We start from the raw sequence: 17,259 nt of genomic DNA on the forward strand, positions 1-17,259 counted from the left end.
CATTTCTAGGCTGGAAAATACACAATTACGCAATACGCGCCGGCCAGGCAGCCGATATGCTTTTGTCGATGAATTGCCTCGACAAAGGTTCGCATGCCTGACATTGCAATGTTCGTGGGTGCCCTCGTGGCGGTATACCTGGTGCCAGGGCCCGATATGGTGCTGGTGCTGCAGACTTCCGCCACGCAAGGACGCGCCGCGGCCATGGCGGCGGCCGCCGGCCTGGCCCTGGCGCGCGCGTCCCACGTAGCCCTGGCGGCGCTCGGGCTGGCGGCGCTGTTGCAAACGGCGCCCTGGGTATTCGAGGCCGTCAGGGTGGCCGGCGCGGCTTATCTGGTGTGGCTGGGGATCAAGATCGGCCGCACGGCATCGCTGGTGCCCGGCGCCTTCCCGGCCGGCCCGGCCGGCCGGCGCCAGGCATACGCCCGCGCTGCCTGGCGGGGCCTCTTGACCAGCGGCTCCAACCCCAAGGCGTTGCTGTTCTGTTCGGTGTTGTTGCCGCAATTCGTCCATGCCGAGCGCGGCTCGGTGGCGAGCCAGTTCCTGGGGCTGGGCGTGATCGTCGTGGCCCTGGGCCTGCTATTCGATGCCTTGCTCGCCGTGGCCGGGACGGGGTTGGGGCGCTGGCTGCGCAGTCGCCCCCTGGCCCAGCATATCCAGCGCTGGACATTCGCCGCGCTGCTGATCGGATTCGGCGCCCGCCTGGCATTGTCGGGTCGACCTCAATAAGGCAGTGCGACCGCACGCACGGCTTGACCTGCCGCAAGGAAGTGGCGAATACCGCGCTACTTTCTAAGTTTATAACTAGAAATAATATAGAAGTCGTTCTTTATTACTTATAATTGGCCCGTCTATCAGGGGCCACCATGAACCTGCAGCAATTCCGTTTTGTGCGCGAAACCATCCGCCGCGACTTCAACCTGACCGAAGCCGCGCGCATGCTCTACACGTCGCAACCCGGCGTGTCCAAAGCCATTATCGAGTTCGAGGACGAGCTGGGCATCAAGATCTTCGAACGCCACGGCAAGCGCATCAAGGGGCTGACCAAGCCCGGCCTGGCGGTGTCGCAGGTCATCGACCGCATCATGCGCGAAGTCGACAACCTGAAGAAAGTCAGCGACGAATTCGCCCGCCGCGATGAAGGCGGCCTGATCATCGCCTGCACCCATACCCAGGCGCGCTACCTGTTGCCGCGCGTCATCCCCGGTTTCCGCCAGCAGTTTCCCAAAGTGCATCTCTCGCTGGCCGAGGGCAGCCCCGCCCAACTGGCCGAAATGGTGCTCCATGAGCAGGCCGACCTGGCGCTGGCCACCGAGTCGCTGGCGCTGACCCCCGGCCTGGCCACCTTGCCCGTCTACACCTGGGAGCACACCGTGGTGGTGCGGCCCGACCATCCGCTGGCCGAACTGACTTCCAGCGCCGCCAAGAACCTGAAGCTGGCGCAACTGGCCGAATACCCCATCGTGACCTACGACCGTGCGTTCACCGGCCGCAGCACCATCGACGAAGTCTTCGCCAGCCAGGGCATCCATCCCGACATCGTGCTGGAAGCCATCGATGCCGATGTGATCAAGACCTACGTGGGTGTCGGCCTGGGCATCGGCATCATCGCCGGCGTGGCGTATGATCCGCGCCGCGACGGCAACCTGGTGGGCCTGCCGGTGGGGCACCTGTTCGGCACGCACACCACCCGGGTCGGCGTGAAGGCTGGCGTGTTCCTGCGCGACTATGTCTACACATTCCTGGAGATGATGTCTCCCTCGCTGACCCGCCAGGTCGTGACCGAGGCGGTCCAGGGCGACAAGGCCTGATTGCGCCGCGAACCGGCCCCAAAAGCCCGGCCCAGGCGGCCGGGCTTTTTATTGCGCGCCCGCTCCGGGGGCCTTCGCTATGCCGGGCTGATGGCCGATAAAAATAATTAAATAAGAACCGATCTCATTTATGTTGACTAAAAAATGGGAATCATTATCATTAACTCCACGTCTCAATGATCTGGAGTACATATCATGGCAGCAGCGCTTAGCGCGGTGGTGGTGGGCGCCGACAGGCTGGGGAATATTCCGGACCTGCTGAAGGGGCACAATATTTCGATCACGCACCACATCAGTGGCCGCGATCCGTCGCACCAGAAGAAAACGCTGCAGCTGCCCTCCGGCACGCAGCTTGTCATTTTGCTGACCGATTTTCTCGGGCACAACGTCATGAAGACCTTCCGGAATGCGGCGCAGCGCGGCGGCATCCGGGTGGTGGCGTGTCGGCGTTCGGTTTGCAGCATGCAGCAGGCCCTGCAGCAGTGCGGCCTGTGCACCGGGCACTGACGGCGCTGTGGACCGGCCTAGCGCCGGGAGGCGGCCCCGGCCGCGGCCAGCAGGCCGCCATCGAGGCGGCGCGCGCCGTTGTAGCGCTTGGCCCAATAGGCCAGCGTCATTTTTTCGATGCGCACCACGCCGCCGGAACTGGGCGAATGCACGAAGCGGTCGTCGCCCAGGTAGATGCCCACATGCGAATAACGGCGGCCCAGCGTGTTGAAGAACACCAGGTCGCCCGGCTGCAACTGCTTGCGCTCGATGGCCGTGCCCATCAGGGCCATCGATGAGGAATTGCGCGGCAGCTTCAGCCCCAGGCCGCGTTCGGCCGAATAGGCCACCAGGCCGCTGCAATCGAAACCTTCTTCGGGCGACGAGCCCCCGTACCGGTAGCGCACGCCGAGCTGGTCAAGCGCTTCGTCGATCAGCGGATCGGCGATCGCCTGCTGGCGTTCGCGGCTGAGCTTGCGTGTGACGAGCGCGCCGATCGGGTCGCTGGACGAGGCGGCCCAGGCCAGGTCCTGAGATTCGAGCGAGGCGGAGTCCCGGCGCGGGCCGCTGCCCGCGCAGCCGGCCAGCAGCACGCAGGCGGCGAGCGCCGACAGGGCGGCACCCCGGTGGATCGATCCGAGGCGTGGATTGCCAGGTTGCGCGCGCGTGAGGTGCCAGTGCATGCCCGCCCGGACGGGCCGGGCGGCCCGCCTTAGGTAATGAGGTTGGCGCGATTCTATCAAACTGCCGTGTCGCCAGGTCGGCGGCGCCCGCCGGTCTTGCCATGTCGCAAGCGGCATGGCCGGCCTGGGGAATACCCCAGGTCGGGGGGCAAGCCTGGTGCAAGTTTTGCCGGCCACAATAGCGGGGAATGGCCGCAGAGCCACCCAAGGAGAGCCCGCGCATCTACGGAGACACGCATGCAAAAGACCCGCGATTTCCACCGCCGATCCATCGAAGACCGCGACGCATTCTGGCGCGAGGAGGCCGGCCGCATCCATTGGGAAACCCCGTTCGGGCAGGTACTCGATTACTCCCGCCCGCCGTTCGCGCGCTGGTTCGTCGGCGGGCGCACCAACCTCTGCTACAACGCGGTGGATCGCTGGCTGCCCCAGCAGGCCGACAAGCCGGCCCTGGTCTGGGTGTCGACCGAGGTCGACCGCGAAACGGTCTACACCCGCCGGCAGCTCCACGAGGAAGTCAACGCCGTCGCCGCCATGCTGCGCGAGCAGGGCGTGGGGCAGGGTGACCGGGTGCTGCTCTACATGCCGATGGTCCCGGAAGCGGTGTTCACCATGCTGGCCTGTGCGCGGCTGGGGGCGGTGCATTCGGTGGTGTTCGGGGGCTTCGCCTCGGTCAACCTCGCCCAGCGCATCGATGATGCCGCGCCGAAGGTCATCGTTTCCACCGACGCCGGCTCGCGCGGCGGCAAGGTGGTGCCCTACAAGCCGCTGCTCGACCGGGCGCTGGGCCTGTGCAGCCGGCCGCCCGGCGCGGTCATCGTGCTCGACCGCGGGCTGGCGCCGTGCGAGCGCCAGCCCGGCCGCGACCTCGACTACGCCGAGCTGCGGGCGCGCCACCAGGGCGCGCAAGTGCCGGTGCAGTGGGTCGAATCCTCCGACCCCAGCTACATCCTTTATACGTCGGGCACCACCGGCAAGCCCAAGGGCGTGCAGCGCGACACCGGCGGCTACGCCGTGGCGCTGGCCGCGTCCATGGAATACCTGTTCGACGGCAAGCCGGGCGACACCTACTTCTGCACCAGCGACATCGGCTGGGTGGTGGGGCACTCGTACATCGTCTACGGCCCGCTCATCGGCGGCCAGGCCACCATTCTCTACGAAGGCACGCCGGTACGGCCCGACGGCGCCATTCTCTGGAAGCTGGTGGAGCGCTTCCAGGTCAATACGCTGTTCTCGGCGCCCACCGCGGTGCGCGTGCTGAAGCGACAGGCGCCCGAGCTGCTGGCGCGCCACGACCTTTCCTCGCTGCGGGCCGTCTATCTGGCCGGCGAGCCGCTCGACGAACCCACCGCGCAATGGATCTCGCAGGGGCTCGGCAAGCCCATCATCGATAACTACTGGCAGACCGAATCCGGGTGGCCCATCCTGTCGGCGCAGCCCGGGGTCGAGCGCGTGCCCACGCGCTTCGGCAGTCCGTCCTTCCCGGTGTACGGGTTCGACGCCCGCATCGTCAGCGAGTCCACCGGCGAGGACCTCCCGCCCGGCAGCAAGGGGGTGGTGGCCATCGCGCCGCCGCTGCCGCCGGGCGCCATGTCCACCATCTGGGGCGACGACGCGCGTTTCGTGCAAACCTACTTCACTTCCATCCCGGGCCGGCAGCTGTATTCCACTTTCGACTGGGGGCGGGTCGACCAGGACGGCTACTGGTTCATCCTGGGCCGCACCGACGACGTCATCAATGTCGCCGGCCATCGCCTCGGCACGCGCGAGATCGAGGAGTCCATCAACAGCCACAGTGGCGTGGCCGAATGCGCCGTGGTGGGCGTGGCCGATGCGCTCAAGGGCCAGGCCGCCATGGCCTTCGCCGTGCTGAAGGACCCGGCCGGCGCCGCCGGGCCCGATGCCGCGCGAGCCCTGGAAGGCGATATCATGCGCGTGGTGGAAGACCAGCTCGGCGCCGTCGCCCGGCCCGCCCGCATCCGCTTCGTGGCGGCATTGCCCAAGACGCGGTCCGGCAAGGTGCTGCGGCGCGCCATCGTGGCCATCTGCGAAGGCCGCGACCCCGGCGATCTCACCACCATCGAAGATCCCACCTCACTCGACCAGATCAAGGAATCGCTGCAATGAAAAGCAAACCCGCGTTGACCGCCGAAGATGTCAAGAAAGCGCTGGCGGCCGCCGAAGCACATGCCGTGAAGAACGGCTGGGCGGTCACCATCGCCATCGTCGACGACGGCGGACATACGCTGGGCATGCTGCGGCTCGACGGCGCGGCGCCCATCTCCAGCCGCATCGCGCCGGCCAAGGCGCAAACCGCCGCGCTTGGCTGCCGCGAATCGCGCGCCTACGAAGAGATCATCAACAACGGCCGCTACGCGTTCCTGTCGGCGCCGCTGCTCGAAGGCATGCTCGAGGGCGGGGTGCCCATCGTGGCCGATGGCCAGGTGGTGGGCGCGGTCGGAGTCTCGGGCGTGAAATCGTCCGAAGACGCCGAGATCGCGCGGGCCGGCATCGCGGCGCTCGGCCTGTGACGCATCCCCTGCCGCCCGAGGCAGGGCCGCAGCCGGCCGCCGGCGTGTCCGGCGGCGCGCTCAACCCGGGCGTCGCGCGCCGCGAGGTCTGGGCCTGGGCCATGTACGACTTCGCCAACTCGGGCTACACCACGGTGATCCTCACCACCGTGTTCAGCACCTATTTCGTCAGCGTGGTCGGCGGCCGCGCGCACTGGGCCACGCTGGCCTGGACGGCGGCGCTGTCGCTGTCGTACCTGGCGATCATGCTCACCATGCCGACCCTCGGCGCGCGCGCCGACGCGCGCGCGGCCAAGCGCCGGCTGCTCTATACCAGCACGGCCGGCTGCGTGGCCGCCACGCTGGTGCTGACCCAGGCGGGGCCGGGCGATGTCTGGCTGGCGCTGGCGGCGGTGGCCGTCTCGAATTACTGCTATTGCGTGGGCGAATCGGTGGTCGCCGCCTTCCTGCCCGAACTGGCGCGGCCGGCCGCGCTGGGCAAGGTATCGGGCTGGGGCTGGAGCTTCGGCTATTGCGGGGGCATGCTCACGCTGGGCCTGTCGCTGGCGCTCGTCACGCTGGGCGAGGCCCGCGGCCTGGACGCGCCGCAATATGTCCCGTGGGTCATCATGGTGACGTGCGCCGTATTCGCGCTGGCCGCCCTGCCTTCGTTCTTCCTGCTGCGCGAGCGCGCCGTCCCGCACGCCGTGGCGCTGCGGGCGCCCGACATGCTGCGCCGCCTGGCCGCCGCCTGGCGCGATACTGGCAGGCATTACCCCGAGTTCCGCCGCCTGCTGATGTGCGGCGCCTGCTACCAGGCCGGCATCGCGGTGGTGGTCACGCTGGCGGCCGTCTACGCCGAGCAGGTCATGGGCTTTTCTATGCCGCAGATCATGCTGCTGGTGTTCACCGTCAATATCGGCGCGGCGGCGGGGGCGTTCGGTTTCGGCTACCTGCAGGACCGCATCGGCCACAAGCGGGCGCTGGGCATCACGCTGGCCGGCTGGATCCTCATGGTGCTGGTCGCGTACGCGGCCGTGACCGTGCCGGTGTTCTGGGCGGCGGCGATCCTGGCCGGCCTGTGCATGGGCACCAGCCAGAGCGCCGGGCGCGCCATGGTCGGCGCGCTGGCGCCGCCGGGCCGGCTGGCCGAGTTTTTCGCGCTCTGGACCTTCGCCGTGCAGCTCGCCGCCGTCGTGGGGCCGCTGACCTACGGCCTGGTGACCTGGCTCACCGCTGGCAATCACCGGCTCGCCATCCTGGTCACCGGGGTGTTCTTCGTGGGCGGCCTGGCTTTGCTGACGCGCGTCGACGTGCGCAAGGGCTTGGCCCGGCGGGCGCTGCACGGCTGAGGTATTCCATGGCCGGCTGGTATTCTTATGACTGCAGCCGCAGGCGCGTTTGCGCACGGACGGGCCGCTCCAGCCCTTCTGCGTAAGGTGCCCGTAAGAGCGCGGCGATACGGTTGGGTAGCCGCAGGATGCAGTCATACCCACAAATCACGAACCCGGAGACAATCATGTCCAATACCATCGAATCCGTCCTGGTCGAAACGCGCGTGTTTCCGCCACCCGAGCGCGCCGTGCAAGGCGCGCGCATCGCCAGCATGGATGCCTATCGGGCCCTGTGCCAGGAAGTCGAGCAGGACTTCGACGGCTTCTGGACCCGCCAGGCCCGCGAGAACCTGACCTGGACCAAGCCGTTCACCCAGGTGCTCGACGAATCCGACGCGCCGTTCTACCGCTGGTTCGGCGACGGCGAGCTCAACGTGTCGGCCAACTGCCTCGACGCGCACCTCGCCAACGGCAACGCCGACAAGACCGCCATCATCTTCGAATCCGACGACGGTCGCGTCGACAAGGTCACCTACCGCGAACTGCTGGCGCGCGTCTGCCGCTTCGCCAACGGCCTGAAATCGCTGGGCTACAAGAAGGGCGATCGCGCCATCATCTACATGCCCATGTCGATCCAGGCGGTGGTGGCCATGCAGGCCTGCGCCCGCCTGGGCGTGACGCACTCGGTGGTGTTCGGCGGCTTTTCCGCCAAGAGCCTGCAGGAGCGCATCGTCGACGTCGGCGCCTCGGTGGTCATCACGGCCGACGAGCAGGTGCGCGGCGGCAAGACCATCCCGCTCAAGCCGGCGGTCGAGGAAGCCATCGCCATGGGCGGCTGCGACGCCGTCACCAAGGTCATCGTCTACAAGCGCACCGGCGGCAACGTACCCTGGAACGACGGCCGCGACCTCTGGATGCACGATGTCGAGGCCGGGCAGCCCGATACCTGCGAACCGGTGCCGGTCAATGCCGAACACCCGCTGTTCATCCTGTATACGTCCGGTTCCACCGGCAAGCCCAAGGGGGTGCAGCATTCGTCCGCGGGCTACCTGCTGTGGGCGCTGCTCACCGTGAAATGGACCTTCGACGCCCGCAACGACGACGTCTACTGGTGCACCGCCGACGTCGGCTGGGTCACGGGCCATACCTACATCACCTACGGGCCGCTGGCCGCCGGCCTGACGCAGATCGTCTTCGAGGGCGTTCCCACCTATCCCGACGCCGGCCGCTTCTGGGACATGATCGCGCGCCACAAGGTCACCACCTTCTATACCGCGCCCACCGCCATCCGCTCGCTGATCAAGGCCGCCGAGGCCACGCCGGACGTGCACCCGCGCAACTACGACCTCGACAGCCTGCGCATCATCGGCACGGTGGGCGAACCCATCAACCCGGAAGCCTGGATCTGGTACCACAAGAACGTCGGCCGCGAGCGCTGCCCCATCGTGGATACCTGGTGGCAGACCGAGACCGGCGGGCACATGATCAACCCGCTGCCGGGCGCCACGCCTACCAAGCCCGGCTCGTGCACGCTGCCGCTGCCCGGCATCGCGGCCGCGGTGGTCGACGAGACCGGCGCCGAGGTCGAACCGGGCAATGGCGGGTTCCTGGCCATCAAGCGCCCCTGGCCCTCGATGATCCGCACCATCTGGGGCGATCCGGAACGCTTCAAGAAAAGCTATTTCCCGCCCGAGCTGCGCGGCTACTACCTGGCCGGCGACGGCGCGCAGCGCGATGCCGACGGCTATTTCTGGATCATGGGTCGCATCGACGACGTGCTGAACGTGTCCGGCCACCGCCTGGGCACCATGGAAGTCGAGTCGGCGCTGGTTGCGCATGAACTGGTGGCCGAGGCGGCCGTGGTGGGCCGGCCCGACGACACCACCGGCGAAGCCGTGGTGGCGTTCGTGGTGCTCAAGCGCGCCCGCCCCGAAGGCGAGGAGGCCCTGGCCATTGCCAAGCAGTTGCGCGACTGGGTCGGCAAGGAGATCGGCCCGATCGCCAAGCCCAAGGACATCCGCTTCGGCGACAACCTGCCCAAGACGCGCTCCGGCAAGATCATGCGCCGCCTGCTGCGGGTGGTGGCCAAGGGCGAGGAAGTCACGCAGGACGTCTCCACGCTCGAGAACCCCGCCATCCTCGACCAGCTCTCCAAGTCCGTCTGAGCGCAGGCGCCCGGCGCCACGATCATGGCGGCACCATAGGAGTATCATCAGATGCGCCCGCCCGGCCCAGCCGGGCGGGCGCTTTTTCTTTGACCTGGAAGCCCTCGCGTGAGCCACAGCAATTTCGACCGCACCGGACTGGCCTTGATGTTCACAACCATCCTGGTGTGGGCCGGCAGCTGGATCGCGATGAAGCTGGTGGTGCCGTACATCGGGCCGTTCCAGTTCGTGGCGGTGCGCTATTTGTCGGGCAGCATGGTGCTGTTCGCGCTGCTGGTGGCGTTGCGCCGGCCGCTGGGCATGACGCCCTGGAAGCTGACGCTGCTGACCGGCCTGACGCAGACGGCCGGGTTCCAGGGGTTCGTGCAGATCGCGCTGGTGTCGGGCGGCGTCGGCAAGGTTTCGCTGATGGCCTACACCATGCCGTTCTGGGTGGTGCTGTTTGCCTGGTGGATCCTGAAAGAACGGCCCACCACCCGCCATGCCATGGGCATCGCCCTGGCGGCGGCCGGGCTGGTGTGTTTCTTGGAGCCCTGGGGCGGCATGGGCGACGCGGCGCCGGTGCTGCTGGCCCTGGGCAGCGGCCTGTGCTGGGGGCTCGGCACGGTGCTGTCCAAGCGCATCTTCGACCTGCACGCGCCCGACCTGATGACCTTCACCGCGTGGCAGATGCTGCTGGGCGGCCTGGTGATGACGCCGGTGGCGCTGTGGGTGCCGCATTTCCCGGCACAATGGGGCTGGCAGCTATGGACCGGCATGATCTACATTGTCCTGATCGCCACCGCGGCGGGCTGGCTGCTGTGGCTGTCGGTGGTGCGGCGCGTGCCTGCCTCGATCGCCGGCCTGTCCAGCCTGGGCGTGCCCGTCGTGGCCGTGCTGCTGGCGTGGGGCCTGCTGGGCGAGCAGCCGACCCTGGCCGAGGCGGCCGGCATGGCGCTCATCCTGTGCGGCCTGTGGGTCGTCAGCCGCGCCGCGCGCCCGCCGACCCGATGACACAAGCGCGGTTTTCCCCTGGCGGGCCGCGGGCCGGCCAGCATACCGACACACTGGAGCATTCATGATCGATTTGCGCAGCGATACCGTCACGCGGCCGACCGCCGCCATGTTGCAGGCCATGACCTCGGCGCCCGTGGGCGACGACGTGATGAACGACGATCCCACCGTGCGGCGCCTGCAGCAGGCCGTGGCCGAGCGGGCCGGCAAGGAGGCCGGGCTGTTCTTTCCGTCCGGCACGCAGAGCAACCTGGCGGCGTTGATGGCGCATTGCGGCCGCGGCGACGAGTACCTGGTCGGCCAGCTTGCCCACACCTACAAGTACGAGGGCGGCGGCGCCGCCGTGCTGGGCAGCATCCAGCCGCAGCCGGTCGAGCATGCGCCCGACGGCACGCTGCCGCTGGAAAAGCTGGCCGCCGCCGTCAAGCCGCATGACGATCCCCACTATGCGCGTACGCGCCTGCTGGCGCTGGAAAACACCTTCCATGGCAAGGTCATCCCGGCCAGCTACATCGACGCGGCGGCGGCCTTCGCGCGCGAGCGCGGGCTGGCCTTGCACCTGGACGGGGCGCGTGTGTTCAATGCCGCGGTGGCGTCCGGCCGTCCGGTGAATGCCGTGTGCGCGCCGTTCGATACGGTGTCGATCTGCTTTTCCAAAGGTCTGGGCGCGCCGGTGGGCTCGGTGCTGGTCGGCAGCCGGGCGCTGATCGACGCCGCGCGCCGCTGGCGCAAGGTGCTGGGCGGCGGCATGCGCCAGTCGGGCGTGCTGGCGGCCGCCTGCCTGCACGCGCTCGAGCACCACGTCGAACGCCTGGCGCAGGATCACGACAATGCCCGGCTGCTGGCGGACGGGCTGCGCGGCATCGAGGCCGTGCAGGTCTTGTCCCAGGACACCAACATGGTGTTCGTGCAATTCGAACCGGCCCATTGCGAGCCGCTGACGCGCGCGCTGCAAGAGCAGGGCATCCTGGTGCGCGCCGTCTATGGCGGCCCGACCCGCCTGGTCACGCACCTGGACGTTTCGCAGGACGACGTCCGGCAAGTGGTGCGCGCCGTCCAGGCGTATTTCGGCTGACGCGGCCGGCCGGCCAGGGGCCGGTTCCCGCACAGGCGAAGCCCCGCTCAGCGGGGCTTTTTCATGCCCGGCCGCCGGCTGCCCGAGCGGCCGGGCGAGGCTGCATCATGGAAAACCCTTAAAACGCATAATGAATAATGAATGCATTATTCATATATCATGAGCCCACAGCCCGACGACGGATGCCATGCATGTCCGTCGCGACGCCCGGTTCTCCGGGTCCATCCATCATTCTGGAGAGACAATGAACACCACATCATCGTGGTCCGCCGGCCTGCTGGTCTGCGCGGTATTGGCCGCGAGCCCGGTCCAGGCACAGCAATGGCAGCCCGAGCGGCCGATCGAGTTCGTCGCCTCGGCGGGGGCGGGCGGCGGCACGGATATCTTCGCGCGCGCCATCCAGTCGGTCATCACCAAGGACAAGCTGGTCGACACGCCCATCATCGTCACCAACAAGGGCGGCGGCAGCGGCGCGGAGGCGTACATCTACGCCAAGGGCAATGCCGGCGACCCCTACAAGGTGTACTTCGGCACGCAGGAGGTCTACGTGCTGCCGATCGCCTCCAAGCTGTCGTACAGCGTGAGCGACGTGACGCCGGTGTCGACCATGATCTTCGACCCCTTCCTGCTGTGGGTGAACCCCGAGTCCGGCATCAAGGACGTGCCTGGTTTCGTGGCGCGCGCCAAGCAGGGCGGCATGAAGGTGGGCGGCGCCCGCGCCAAGGAAGCCGACGAGACGCTGGTGTCGCTGGTCCAGAAGGCCATCGGCGCCAAGTTCATCTATATCCCGTTCCGCAGCGGCAGCGAGACCGCCGTGCAACTGGCGGGCGGCCATATCCAGGCCAACGTCAACAACCCGAGCGAGAGCGTCGAGCAATGGCGCGCCGGCAAGCAGCAGCCGCTGTGCGTATTCAGCGCCGAACGCATGCCCGGCAAGGACAAGGTCACGGCCACCCAGTCGTGGTCGGACATTCCCACTTGCCGGGAAGCGGGGCTGGACGTACCCGTGTTCGAACAGCCGCGCATGATGTGGCTGGCCGCCGGCACGCCGCCCGAGGCGGTCGCCTTCTACCGCGAGCTGTTCAGGAAAGTGAGCGAATCGCCCGAGTGGCAGGCCTACGTGGCCCGCGCCGCGCAGATCCCGCGGGTGATCTCGGGCGACGCCCTGGCGGACTTCGTGCGCAAGGACCAGGCCCGCTACGGCGAGATCTACGCCAGCAACGGCTGGGCCAAATAGGCCGCGCGCGGACGCCGTCGCCAGCCATCCACCAGGAGCAGGCATGACCATCACTCGCTACGCCATGGAAGTGGCCGCCGCCTGCGCCACAGCGGCGGCGGCCATTCTGATCGGCGCCTCCTCCCATGCCCTGGGCATCGGGTGGAGCGACGCCGGCCCCGAGTCGGGCTACTTCCCGTTCTACATCAGCGTGCTGCTGCTGTTGGGCAGCCTGGCCAACCTGGCGCGGGCGCTGGCGGGGCGCCGGCGGCTGGGGCAGCCGTTCATCGAGCCCGGCCGCAGCGGCGCGGTGGCGGTGTTCGCCTTGACGCTGCTGGGCTTCGCCGTGCTGTGCGCGGTGCTCGGCATGTACCCGGCCATTGCCATCTATCTGTGCGGGCTTACCTGGTGGCGCGGCGGCTTGGGCGCCGGCCGGGCCGCCGCCCTGGGCCTGGGCGTGGCCCTGTTCCTGTACGGCGCGTTCGAATACGCCTTCCAGCTGCCGCTGCCGAAAGGCCCGCTGCTCAACCTGCTGGGCGTGTACTGAACCCCGGCCGATTCCAGGATCCCGCGCAATGGGCAACTTCAACGAACTGCTTCATGGTTTCGGCATTGCACTGACTTTCCAGCACGTGCTGATCATCGTCGGCGGCGTGCTGCTGGGGCTGGTGGTGGGGGTGCTGCCCGGGCTGGGCGCGCCCAACGGTGTCTCGCTGTTGCTGCCGCTGACCTTCACCATGGACCAGGTCAGCGCCATCATCCTGCTCACCAGCATGTACTGGGGCGCGCTGTTCGGCGGGTCGACCACATCGATCCTGTTCAACATACCGGGCGAGCCGTCGTCGGTGGCCACCACCTTCGACGGCTACCCCATGGCGCGCCGCGGGCAGACCGCACGCGCCCTGACCCTGGCCTTCGGCTCGGCCGGCTTCGGCGCGCTCAGCGGGGTGGTGGTGATTACCTTGCTGGCCAACTGGATGGCATCTTTCGCGCTGCAGTTCGGGCCGGCCGAATACTTCGCCGTGTATTTCATGGCGTTCGCCGGGTTCGTGGGCATGTCCAGCAACGGAGCCGGCAAGACCGTGGTGTCGATGATGCTGGGTTTCGCGTGCGCCACGGTGGGCATCGACACCATCTCGGGCAGCGCCCGGCTGACCTTCGGCATGGACTCGCTCATCTCGGGCATCAGCTTCCTGACCGCGGTGATCGGCCTGTTCGGCCTCGGCGAGTTGCTGATGACCATCGAGGAGGGCACCAAGTTCCAGGGCGCCAAGGCGCGCATGCCGGCGCGCGAGATCCTCGCCACGCTGGCCGAGATCCCGCGCTATTGGCGCACCGTGATCCGCAGCACCCTGATCGGCTGCTGGATGGGCATCACGCCCGGCGGGCCAACCGCCGCTTCGTTCACCAGCTACGGCATGGCGCGCCGCATGTCGCGCAACGGCGCGCAGTTCGGCCAGGGGCAGCCCGAGGGCATCGTGGCCCCGGAGGCGGCCGACCATTCGGCCGGCTCGTGCGCGCTGTTGCCCATGCTGACGCTGGGCATCCCGGGCTCCGCCACCGCGGCGGTGATGATGGGCGGCCTGATGATCTGGGGCCTGTCGCCCGGCCCCATGCTGTTTTCCGAGCGGCCGGATTTCGTCTGGGGGCTGATCGCCAGCATGTACATGGGCAATGTCATCGCCATGGTGCTGGTGCTGGCCACGGTGCCGCTGTTCGCCGCCTTCCTGCGCGTGCCCTTCAAGATCATCGGGCCGGTCATCGCCGTCGTGTGCCTGACCGGCGCCTTCACGGTGGCCAGCAAGGAGTTCGACATCTGGCTGGCGCTGGCTTTCGGCGCGGCCGGCTACATCTTCAAGAAGCTGGATTATCCGCTGGCGCCGTTCGTGCTGGCGATGGTGCTGGGCGACAAGGCCGAAGACGCCTTCCGCCAGGCGATGTTGTCTTCCGGAGGCGAGGCCAGTATCTTCTGGGCGAACAAGCTGGTCGGCGCCATGATGGTGATCGGGATCCTCCTGCTGGCCCTGCCGCTTGTCGCGCCGCTCTGGCGCCGGGCGTCGGGGCGCGGCAAATCGTCCGCCGCGCCGCGTCCCACGGTCGCCAAAGAGAGCTGAAGCCGCCGGCGCTGTCTACCGGTTTCTACTGATCGAGCCTCATCATGGACCACCCCGAGACCTCGGAAAAAATCGTACGCGTCAGCCTGCACGACACGCTGATCGCCAATTTGCGGGCGCTGCTCATCCGCGGCGAGCTCAAGCCCGGCCAGAAAGTGCCGGAACAGGCCCTGTGCCGCCGCTTCGGCATCTCGCGCACGCCCATGCGCGAAGCCTTGAAGGTGCTGGCGTCGGAAGGCGTGCTGCAACTGCTGCCCAATCGCGGCGCCATCGTGGCCGTGCTGCGCGACGAGGAAGTCGAGCAGCATTTCCCCGTCATGGCGGCGCTGGAGGCGGTGGCCGGCGAAACCGCCTGTCGCCGGGCCACCGATGCCGACATCGCGCGGGTGCGCGCCATGCATGACGCCATGATCGAGCACTACCGCGCCGGCGACGAAGTGTCGTACCTGAAATACGGCCGCGCCATTCACTACGCGTTCTTCGAGATCGCCGACAACGCCGTGCTTACCGGCTTCTACGACCAGATCCTGATGCGCGTGCACAACGCCCGCTATGTGCGCAGCAAGTCGCAGGACAACTGGGATCGCGCCGTGCGCGAGCACGAAGCCATCATCGAAGCGTTCGAGGCGCGCGACGCCGAGCGGCTTGGGCAATTGCTCAAGGCGCACGTCGCGGGCACCGTCGTGAATATCGCCAAGGAATCCATCCAGCGCGACCAGCCGCCCACCCAGCCCTGACCGGCCGGCGGGTGCCCGCGCGCTTCACCTCTCGATACGAGCGAGGACTTCAGCATGAACCAAGCCACCCCGAGCGCCACGCCGTCTGCCCGTCCATTGCCGCTGGCCGGCGTGCGAGTCATCGACCTGACCCAGGTCATGGCGGGCCCGTATTGCACCATGCTACTGGCCGACATGGGTGCCGACGTCATCAAGGTCGAGCCGCCCGGCACGGGCGACCAGACGCGCGGCGCCATGGGGTTCAAGATGAAGGGCGACGACAGCCTCGGCTTCATGAACCTGAACCGCAACAAGCGCAGCGTCACGCTGAATCTCAAGAGCGAGGCAGGCCGCGATGTGCTGCTGCGCCTGGTCGAGCAGGCCGACATCCTGGTCGAGAACTACCGCCCGGGCGTCATGCGGCGCCTGGGACTGGACTACGACACCCTGCGCGAGATCAACCCCGGCCTGGTGTACGCCAGCATCTCGGGGTTCGGCCAGAGCGGCCCGTGGTCGCAGCGGCCCGGCTACGACCTGATGGCGCAGGCCATGTCGGGCGTCATGAGCGTGACCGGCCACCCCGGCGGGCCCCCGGTCAAGGCCGGCGTGCCGGTGGCCGACATCGGCTGCGCCCTGTTCGCCACCTACGCGGTGCTGGCGGCGCAGATCGGCAAGATGCGTGGCGGCGGCGGCCAGTTCATCGACGCCTCGTTGTTCGACTCGGCCATGGCGTTCTCAGTATGGGACATCTCGGAATACTGGGGTACCGGCAAGGTGCCCACCCCGCTGGGCACCGCCAACCGCATGAGCGCGCCCTACCAGGCGGTGGCAGCGTCCGACGGCTACTTCGTGATGGGCGCCACCAACAACAAGCTGTGGAAGCTGCTGTGCGACACCATCGGCCGCCCCGAGCTGCTGGCCGACGAGCGGTTCAAGGATATCTCCGCGCGGCTGGCCAACCGCGAGGTGCTGATCGAGGCCCTGGAGCAGACCTTCCGCACCCGCACGCGCGCCTACTGGACCGAGGCGTTGCTGGCGGCCGGCATCCCGGCCGGCCCCATGCAAAGCTACCCCGAGGCATTCGAAAGCGAGCATGCGCGGCATCGCGGCATGCGGCTCGACATCGCGCATCCGGTCGAGGGGTCGATCCCCAACATCGGCTTCGCGGTGAAATTGTCGGATACGCCGCAGCAGGTGCGCATGCCGCCGCCCTTGCTGGGCGAGCACACGCAAGCGGTGCTGGCCGAGCTGGGGATCGGCGGCGCCGAGTTCGATCGTCTGCAGGCGTCCGGAGCGTTCGCATCATGACTGACGGAAAAGTCCATTTGCACATCGAGGGCGGCATCGCGGCCGTGGTCTTCGACCGGCCCGACGCGCGCAATGCCATGACCTGGTCCATGTACGACGAGCTGGCGTCGATCTGCCAGACGCTGGCCAGGCGCGACGATATCCGCGTGGCCACGCTGCGCGGCGCGGGCGGCCAGGCGTTCGTGGCTGGCACCGATATCGAGCAGTTCCGTGCGTTCGCCTCGGGCGAGGACGGCATCCGCTACGAGGCCACGATCGACGAGCGCGTGCAACTGCTCGAGAGCCTGCCGTTTCCGACCGTGGCCGTGATCGACGGTTATGCCATCGGCGGCGGCCTGGCGCTGGCGGCCGCCTGCGATTTCCGCGTTGCCACGCCGGCCGCCTCGTTCGGCGTGCCGATCGCCCGTACCCTGGGCAATTGCCTGTCCAGCGCCAATACGGCGCGGGTCGTGGCGGGTTTCGGCGCCGCGCGCGCCAAGCGCATGCTGATCCTGGCCGAGACCATCGGCGCGGCCGAGGCGCGCGATTGTGGCTTCGTGCACGAAATCGTCGAGCCCGATGCGCTCGACGCCAAGGTAGCTGCCTTGTGCCAGCGCCTGGCCGGCAACGCGCCCCTGACGATCAAGGCCGCCAAGGAAACGATCCGCCGCCTCACCGTCGAGGGCCTGGCGCGCAACGACGACCTGGTGCGCGAATGCTACGGCAGCCGCGACTTCCACATCGGCATCGAGGCCTTCCTCGACAAGCGCCGTCCGGAGTGGACCGGCCGCTGAGCTGTGGCGCCCGGCTGTAGGTGTCTGACACCCCGAGTCGCGTTCGTTGCCGGCGCAGGGCATTCCATGGGGTGT

The 17,259-nt window shown here is 68.1% G+C and carries 16 protein-coding genes; 15 read left to right on the forward strand and 1 reads right to left on the reverse strand.

The annotated features are described in order from the left end of the window. The first annotated feature begins 93 nt into the window (after positions 1-93). The 3 genes from ACKTT0_RS15395 to ACKTT0_RS15405 all read left to right on the forward strand — a co-directional run bounded on the left by ACKTT0_RS15395 (position 94) and on the right by ACKTT0_RS15405 (position 2,318). Complete coding sequence (locus ACKTT0_RS15395; protein WP_407850712.1) at positions 94-729, forward strand: LysE family translocator; 636 nt, start codon at positions 94-96, stop codon at positions 727-729. A 137-nt stretch (positions 730-866) separates the two neighbouring features. Next, a complete protein-coding gene (locus tag ACKTT0_RS15400; RefSeq protein ID WP_407850713.1) occupies positions 867-1,811 on the forward strand; it encodes a CysB family HTH-type transcriptional regulator in 945 nt (314 codons plus the stop codon). A gap of 195 nt (positions 1,812-2,006) precedes the next feature. Further along, positions 2,007-2,318, forward strand: coding sequence for a DUF2325 domain-containing protein (locus ACKTT0_RS15405; RefSeq protein WP_407850714.1), 312 nt, complete (start codon positions 2,007-2,009; stop codon positions 2,316-2,318). A 17-nt stretch (positions 2,319-2,335) separates the two neighbouring features. Here the strand turns inward: ACKTT0_RS15405 and ACKTT0_RS15410 are convergent, their stop codons facing one another. Further along, positions 2,336-2,980: a C40 family peptidase gene (locus ACKTT0_RS15410; protein WP_407850715.1), complete on the reverse strand. Its 645-nt coding sequence runs from the start codon at positions 2,978-2,980 to the stop codon at positions 2,336-2,338. A 36-nt stretch (positions 2,981-3,016) separates the two neighbouring features. On the opposite strand from ACKTT0_RS15410, the gene ACKTT0_RS15415 reads away from it, so the two are divergent. The 12 genes from ACKTT0_RS15415 (at position 3,017) to ACKTT0_RS15470 (ending at position 17,184) form a co-directional block, all read left to right on the forward strand. After that, a complete protein-coding gene (locus ACKTT0_RS15415) occupies positions 3,017-5,107 on the forward strand; it encodes a propionate--CoA ligase (RefSeq protein WP_407850716.1) in 2,091 nt (696 codons plus the stop codon). Then, positions 5,104-5,511: a heme-binding protein gene (locus tag ACKTT0_RS15420; protein WP_289784293.1), complete on the forward strand. Its 408-nt coding sequence runs from the start codon at positions 5,104-5,106 to the stop codon at positions 5,509-5,511. Before ACKTT0_RS15415 ends, ACKTT0_RS15420 begins: the two co-directional genes overlap by 4 nt. Beyond that, complete coding sequence (locus tag ACKTT0_RS15425; protein WP_407850717.1) at positions 5,508-6,842, forward strand: MFS transporter; 1,335 nt, start codon at positions 5,508-5,510, stop codon at positions 6,840-6,842. The genes ACKTT0_RS15420 and ACKTT0_RS15425 overlap by 4 nt, the downstream gene beginning before the upstream one ends. A gap of 167 nt (positions 6,843-7,009) precedes the next feature. Further along, on the forward strand, positions 7,010-8,989 hold the full coding sequence (acs, locus tag ACKTT0_RS15430) for an acetate--CoA ligase (protein WP_407850718.1): 1,980 nt from the start codon (positions 7,010-7,012) through the stop codon (positions 8,987-8,989). A 108-nt stretch (positions 8,990-9,097) separates the two neighbouring features. Next, the gene (locus ACKTT0_RS15435) at positions 9,098-9,982 is read left to right on the forward strand and encodes a DMT family transporter (RefSeq protein ID WP_407850719.1); all 885 of its coding nucleotides are present in this window, start codon (positions 9,098-9,100) and stop codon (positions 9,980-9,982) included. Between the two features lie 64 nt (positions 9,983-10,046). Beyond that, a complete protein-coding gene (gene ltaE / locus ACKTT0_RS15440; protein ID WP_407850720.1) occupies positions 10,047-11,057 on the forward strand; it encodes a low-specificity L-threonine aldolase in 1,011 nt (336 codons plus the stop codon). A gap of 244 nt (positions 11,058-11,301) precedes the next feature. After that, entirely contained in the window at positions 11,302-12,294 is a 993-nt protein-coding gene (locus ACKTT0_RS15445) for a Bug family tripartite tricarboxylate transporter substrate binding protein (RefSeq protein WP_407850721.1), read from the forward strand. 43 nt (positions 12,295-12,337) lie between these two features. Beyond that, entirely contained in the window at positions 12,338-12,820 is a 483-nt protein-coding gene (locus tag ACKTT0_RS15450) for a tripartite tricarboxylate transporter TctB family protein (RefSeq protein WP_407850722.1), read from the forward strand. A gap of 28 nt (positions 12,821-12,848) precedes the next feature. Beyond that, positions 12,849-14,387: a tripartite tricarboxylate transporter permease gene (locus tag ACKTT0_RS15455; RefSeq protein ID WP_407850723.1), complete on the forward strand. Its 1,539-nt coding sequence runs from the start codon at positions 12,849-12,851 to the stop codon at positions 14,385-14,387. 44 nt (positions 14,388-14,431) lie between these two features. Continuing rightward, entirely contained in the window at positions 14,432-15,124 is a 693-nt protein-coding gene (locus ACKTT0_RS15460; protein ID WP_407850724.1) for a GntR family transcriptional regulator, read from the forward strand. A 54-nt stretch (positions 15,125-15,178) separates the two neighbouring features. Continuing rightward, complete coding sequence (locus ACKTT0_RS15465; RefSeq protein ID WP_028356321.1) at positions 15,179-16,411, forward strand: CaiB/BaiF CoA transferase family protein; 1,233 nt, start codon at positions 15,179-15,181, stop codon at positions 16,409-16,411. Continuing rightward, on the forward strand, positions 16,408-17,184 hold the full coding sequence (locus ACKTT0_RS15470) for an enoyl-CoA hydratase/isomerase family protein (protein WP_407850725.1): 777 nt from the start codon (positions 16,408-16,410) through the stop codon (positions 17,182-17,184). Before ACKTT0_RS15465 ends, ACKTT0_RS15470 begins: the two co-directional genes overlap by 4 nt. Positions 17,185-17,259 lie beyond the last annotated feature (75 nt).

It is taken from the genome of Bordetella saccharivorans (assembly GCF_045862855.1).
Lineage (GTDB): Bacteria > Pseudomonadota > Gammaproteobacteria > Burkholderiales > Burkholderiaceae_B > Bordetella_A > Bordetella_A petrii_F.

Bases quoted from the DNA above. Each gene is read 5' to 3' on its own strand.
- ACKTT0_RS15450 (WP_407850722.1), top strand. From the start codon at position 12,338: ATGACCATCACTCGCTACGCCATGGAAGTGGCCGCCGCCTGCGCCACA.
- ACKTT0_RS15395 (WP_407850712.1), top strand. From the start codon at position 94: ATGCCTGACATTGCAATGTTCGTGGGTGCCCTCGTGGCGGTATACCTG.
- ACKTT0_RS15455 (WP_407850723.1), top strand. From the start codon at position 12,849: ATGGGCAACTTCAACGAACTGCTTCATGGTTTCGGCATTGCACTGACT.
- acs (WP_407850718.1), top strand. From the start codon at position 7,010: ATGTCCAATACCATCGAATCCGTCCTGGTCGAAACGCGCGTGTTTCCG.
- ACKTT0_RS15470 (WP_407850725.1), top strand. From the start codon at position 16,408: ATGACTGACGGAAAAGTCCATTTGCACATCGAGGGCGGCATCGCGGCC.
- ACKTT0_RS15420 (WP_289784293.1), top strand. From the start codon at position 5,104: ATGAAAAGCAAACCCGCGTTGACCGCCGAAGATGTCAAGAAAGCGCTG.
- ACKTT0_RS15415 (WP_407850716.1), top strand. From the start codon at position 3,017: ATGAGGTTGGCGCGATTCTATCAAACTGCCGTGTCGCCAGGTCGGCGG.
- ACKTT0_RS15460 (WP_407850724.1), top strand. From the start codon at position 14,432: ATGGACCACCCCGAGACCTCGGAAAAAATCGTACGCGTCAGCCTGCAC.
- ACKTT0_RS15410 (WP_407850715.1), bottom strand. From the start codon at position 2,980: ATGCACTGGCACCTCACGCGCGCGCAACCTGGCAATCCACGCCTCGGA.
- ltaE (WP_407850720.1), top strand. From the start codon at position 10,047: ATGATCGATTTGCGCAGCGATACCGTCACGCGGCCGACCGCCGCCATG.
- ACKTT0_RS15405 (WP_407850714.1), top strand. From the start codon at position 2,007: ATGGCAGCAGCGCTTAGCGCGGTGGTGGTGGGCGCCGACAGGCTGGGG.
- ACKTT0_RS15465 (WP_028356321.1), top strand. From the start codon at position 15,179: ATGAACCAAGCCACCCCGAGCGCCACGCCGTCTGCCCGTCCATTGCCG.
- ACKTT0_RS15400 (WP_407850713.1), top strand. From the start codon at position 867: ATGAACCTGCAGCAATTCCGTTTTGTGCGCGAAACCATCCGCCGCGAC.
- ACKTT0_RS15445 (WP_407850721.1), top strand. From the start codon at position 11,302: ATGAACACCACATCATCGTGGTCCGCCGGCCTGCTGGTCTGCGCGGTA.